This is a genomic window from Candidatus Magnetominusculus dajiuhuensis, from assembly GCF_046044395.1.
Classification (GTDB): domain Bacteria; phylum Nitrospirota; class Thermodesulfovibrionia; order Thermodesulfovibrionales; family Magnetobacteriaceae; genus Magnetominusculus; species Magnetominusculus dajiuhuensis.
The window spans coordinates 1-5,033 of the sequence record NZ_JBJUSG010000185.1; the positions used below are offsets into that span (position 1 = coordinate 1).

Below are 5,033 nucleotides of genomic sequence, written 5' to 3' on the forward strand. Positions count from 1 at the left end.
CGGAATGACAAAAATAAGGGGAATGACAAAAATAAGGGAGACAATTTCTAATGCGTTTGCCCTGTCGAGGGCAGCCTGTTGCGCCAAAGTAGAAATGTCCTGTTTTAACGATGCAGTGCCCGCAGCTTCTGTGCTGCCTCGTCGTTATATGGGGCAAGATGCAACACACCCTGAAACTCCGCGGCCGCCTCGTTGAATTGTTTTGCCTTTATGAGGAGATTCCCAAGGTTCAGACGTGCGTCTATGTAGTCGGGCTGCAATCTTATGGCCATTCGATAGTCCGCGGCCGCCTCCTCAAACTGCCCCCTTTCATCATAAATCGTGCCGAGGTTGTTATAGGCCACGGCAAAGTTAGGGTCAGATTGAACCGCCTTCTTAAACGCGTCAATCGCCTCATCCATGCGCCCCTGTGCCGCGTAGATGTCTCCAAGATTGTTGTATGCGTCGGCAAAATCCGGCTTCAATGTGATAGCGGTTTGAAATTCCCTTGAGGCATCCACGACCCGGCCCTGCCTTATGTAATCATAGCCCAGATTATAATGCGGCCTCGCCTTGTTCGGGCTTTTTCTCACCGTGTCCTCCCATAGCCTCACCCTGTCCGCCCATACCTCGTTTCTCAAAACAGTCATGGCTGAAAATACGACAATTATTAACGACAACACCGAAATCGCGTATACCTTCGCCGGTCTTCCCCACTTTTGCACTATCCACACAACCACGGCAATCACGGCAATAAAAAATCCCACCGATGGATAGTACAACCTGTATTCATTTATTACGTCTTTTATGGGTATAACAGATGATTCTACTGACAAGGCGATAAAAAACCACAGCATACCAAAGCAATACAACCTGGCAGGGCAACGATACGCCCTAAAAGATTTAAAAAGCATATACAAGGCCGAGGCGAAAAGCAAGGCAACCACTAAAAACGACAGCATCACGCCGGCCTTAAAAAAACTCCTGAACACCGGATAATCATAATCAAGATTGAGCGACACGGGGACAAATAACAGCCGTAAATACGTCACTATGACGCGAAGCTCCGTGAACAGGTACTCTGTCCTGGTTATATCTGTAACGCTGGCTAACTTCATGGACGAGTCTATGAGTTTTGGATTCAATGCAATAGCCAGCGCGTTTGCCGCGTCGGGGGCCTTATTTGCCAATATGGAAATCGGAATGATTAACATGGTAGATACAAGGGGAATGAGATATAATATCCTCTTTTTTAGCCTCCCATCAAGAAACAGAAACTCAAATAACACCGCTATAACCGGAAGCGTGAAGGCTATCTCCTTTGTCCTCATGGCGGCAACGGCGGCGATAATTGAAACCGCGTAAAGGCCATAGCACACGGGCGATGAGAGCTTGAGCCGCGACTTTACATAGGCCAACAGTGAAACAAGGCACAGCAGCGTGGCAAGAGACGTATAGCGCTGCACGATGTACGTTACGGCAGACGTCTGAATTGGATGGACGGCAAATAACAGTGCGGTAAAAAGGGCAGCCAGGCCGCGCCCAAAAAAGGGATCAAACGATTCAAAAAAAGGCGTCCGAAATATGAGCATGACAAGCCAGTATACAGCAAGGGCGCTCAACGCGTGCACTATCAGGTTAAATACATGATAGCCCGCGACATCCATGCCGTTGAGCTTGTAGTTAAGCGCAAACGTTAAAACCCCCACAAAGCGCCGGTTTGCCTTTGGGCTTATTAACGAGTAGCTGTCTTTGTACTGCCCGATATCTTTGATCACACTTTTTTCGATTATATTTGTGTAGTCATCGAACATGAACGGCGCTTTGAAGGAATTGCTGTATATGATTACACACACTGCGGCGATAATCAACAGGTGAACGATTGGCATATCAGGCAGCCTTCTAAGGGTTTTCAGCATCTAAATCTTCCGGGTCACTGTGTCTTGTCAACTATCTCAAGGCGGACAAAGGAGTAGAATTTGTTTGCATGAGCGCCTATCTGCTGGTTTGGGGCGCTTTTCAGGGTGACCTCCCTGATTTTGCCGTCAATTAACCGGTAAAACCTGTTGGATGAGATGATGTTCTCGGTCTTATATCGTGAGTACGGGTCTGTGCCCTCTTTGCAGAGGACATGCGCCGCCCCCGCGCCAAGCAGGACATTGCCACCAGAGCCAAAGAGAAATATCTCATGGTCTTCCGTGAGTGGCGCGATACTGCCCATTATGGCCTCCAACGGCCACGGTGTCCCGTCTGTCCCCATTATCTTACCCTCTTTTAAAACAGCATAGCCGCCTTCAATAGAGGGCAATGTGTCTGTTATGAACTCGCCGGCGTCAAGATAGAGTACCTCGCCGATTCTGCCGACGCTACCCCTGACGATACCGCGGGAGTTCGATATGTGAAGCCATTTCTCTATCTCGCTGATTGTCCCGTTATACCTGCCATCGCGTATATAGACCATTGAGACCTTTGATATTTCCCCCTGAACTATGCCTCCTGAGACGATGTTCAGGTTGGAGAGATGTCCCATGCTGCCAAGAAACAGTGTATTTTCTATCCAGAGCGAGCCGTCACTCAATATCTTCTGCCCGACTTTCTCCACGTTAAACGTCATGTCTCTCAGGAGGATGACGCAGTTTTTTATCGTAATGCTGCCATATACGGTGATCTCCTTGCCGTGGATTTCAGCCGCCATGTCGTTGCCGGATTCTGATATTACCAAAGCGCCCGATTTTTTAATCTTAATCGCCTTAGCCGGAAATAGCCTTCGCAGCATACGCACATCCTCAAGGGTCTTCTTAATGCCTGACTTTTTCCAGCCGCGCCACAAGGCCCTGAGCGAGATAATAAAAAGAGCCCACAGATTACCGTACATTTATTGCCATCTCCTCTAATAGAAATCTCATCAGTTGAATTGTACTACAAAATCATAAAAATGACAACCGTCCGGCTACTATAAAATGTTTGGGTTGCACACAGGGCTTGCGGCATGTTATTTTTAGATATGAAGAAAAATATCCTTCTTCTTTTATTATCAATAGCCGCGGCAGTGTTAATCGTAGAGGGCGGCGCAAGGGCCATAGGCCTCAGATCTAATAACATCTCCACATTCAGTAAGCCGTGGGCAGCCCCACACCCCATTGTTGGGTGGAAAAACAGGGGCGGCGTTTATAACTCCACAGAACCCGGCCATGTCCCTATGACATTTTGGAACGACGGCAGGAGGGCTAACCGCCCCTCAGAGATAAAAACAGCAAAAACCAGGGTCATGCTCATTGGATGCAGTTTCACACAAGGCTACGGCGTAAGAGACAACGAGACGTTCAGCTTTCTCCTTGATAAAAAATACCCCGACATCGTCTTCGACAACTACGGTACGGGCGGCTATGGCACGGTTCAATCCCTGCTGATGGCAAAACTGGTGTTTAACGCCCCGCCAGTTCCCAACTTGACAATTTACGGCTATATCCCCGCCCACGAAGACAGAAACGTTGCCTCGGCCTCATGGGCATCCGCCCTGAAAGACTCAGAGGGCAAGAACATCTTCTCTCCTCACGCCGTTGTGACAGACGGCAAGGTGGAGTTTCAACCCCTGAGCGCCATTGAGCCGTGGCCGGGTGAGCGGCACTCCGTGCTGATGGCAGTCCTCCATAAGGGCTGGCTTGCCTTTGCACTCAGAAAACGCCCCCAACAGAAACACCTCGTAACTCAATCTGTCATCACACAGATGAGGGACTTTGTCGCACTCAAAGGGAAATCAAGACTCCTCGTGGCAATTCTCGTTGATGACCCGCCTATGAGCGCATTTATGAAAGAACAGGGGATTGAATACGTAAACTGCGCCCATCCGGACTATGGGAAAGGCGGAGGGCTGAGTGTCGGTGGTGTGGGCCATCCAAACCACATACTGCACGAGTATTGGGCCGGGTGTATCTCTGAATGGATTGACGATAATTTTATCAAACGATAACAGGCAGCCTCTCTAAATATCTATCTCAAGGCCGTCATATGCGATATCCACTTTTAGTGGGCGCTCAGGGGCGGTGATTTGGCAGTATTCCACAGTGTCTCTGTAAAGCTGTTCAATGGTCTCGTCGCTGTAGGCAGGCTCATGGTGGAACAGGCAGAGGCGCTTTACGCCCGCGTTTACAGATAGCTCCACGCCAAGCACATTGCTTGAGTGCCCCCAGTTCTCTTTCGTATCAATAGCGTCGAAGAGAGAGTACTGGGCGTCAAATATAAGCAAGTCAGCGCCATCGAAGAATTTTCCCAGCTTTTTGGCGTCGTCCTTATGTTCCGAGTCAGTGGAATAGACTATCTTTTTGCCGTCTTTTACAAAACTATAGCCATAGGAAAATCCGGGATGGGTTTGTCTGATTCCTATAACCTTGTGACCGGCTATCTCGTATTCCTTCTCCGGCTCAAGGACATGAAAGTCTATTTTTGCCTTCATTACATTTAACGGGACGGGAAAATTGGGGGCTGCCTGTTGTCTGATAAATGTATCCCTGAGTTCTTCGTGAAATCCGTAGATATTTATCTTATTGCCGGGGATAAACGCGGGTGTAAAAAATGGAAATCCTTGTATGTGGTCCCAGTGCAGGTGCGACATGAAGATATTATAGACGCCCGGGTTTTTGCCTCTGCCGCTTTTCATGATGAAGTTGCCGAAATCCCTCAGTCCGCTTCCCGCGTCACAAAGGACATACTCACCGTCATCGCGTATCTCGACACATGATGTGTTGCCTCCGTAGCTGCCCCAGTCAGAAAAGGACAATTGCCCGTTTATAAAGGCCTCAATAGCCTCGTCGGTGCTGGTGTCAAAATTTCTGGCAGTCTTCAACGCCCTGTGGAGCTTTGCCCTCACAGTATCGGCGGTAATTGAGACAGGAAGCGACCCCCTTGTACCCCAAAAACACACCTTTATCATAACAAACCCCCTTGAAGCAATTGACAAATTCTACCACACCATTCACTAAATTCTCAAGCCAGGGCAAGCTCCCAAGCTCCGATATAGAAATTTGCACCTATTGATAAAAGGGTTTTTGAAAGCA

At 48.7% G+C, this 5,033-nt stretch carries 4 protein-coding genes; 1 reads left to right on the plus strand and 3 read right to left on the minus strand.

Annotation, left to right across the window (positions count from 1 at the left end; genetic code table 11):
- Window positions 1–104: 104 nt before the first annotated feature.
- Together AB7D94_RS16375 and AB7D94_RS16380 are read right to left on the minus strand one after the other, a co-directional pair.
- Window positions 105–1,898 (minus strand): tetratricopeptide repeat protein, encoded by a 1,794-nt coding sequence (locus tag AB7D94_RS16375; protein WP_420267115.1) that lies wholly within the window; start codon window positions 1,896–1,898, stop codon window positions 105–107.
- A 14-nt stretch (window positions 1,899–1,912) separates the two neighbouring features.
- On the minus strand, window positions 1,913–2,854 hold the full coding sequence (locus AB7D94_RS16380; protein ID WP_420267116.1) for a hypothetical protein: 942 nt from the start codon (window positions 2,852–2,854) through the stop codon (window positions 1,913–1,915).
- A 114-nt stretch (window positions 2,855–2,968) separates the two neighbouring features.
- Here AB7D94_RS16380 and AB7D94_RS16385 point away from each other — a divergent pair, with 114 nt between their 5' ends.
- Window positions 2,969–3,949 (plus strand): hypothetical protein, encoded by a 981-nt coding sequence (locus tag AB7D94_RS16385; RefSeq protein WP_420267117.1) that lies wholly within the window; start codon window positions 2,969–2,971, stop codon window positions 3,947–3,949.
- 12 nt (window positions 3,950–3,961) lie between these two features.
- On the opposite strand, the gene AB7D94_RS16390 is transcribed toward AB7D94_RS16385, so the two are convergent.
- Window positions 3,962–4,909 carry an MBL fold metallo-hydrolase gene (locus tag AB7D94_RS16390; protein ID WP_420267119.1) on the minus strand — a complete coding sequence of 316 codons (948 nt, stop codon included), beginning with the start codon at window positions 4,907–4,909 and terminating at the stop codon, window positions 3,962–3,964.
- Between the last annotated feature and the right edge of the window lie 124 nt (window positions 4,910–5,033).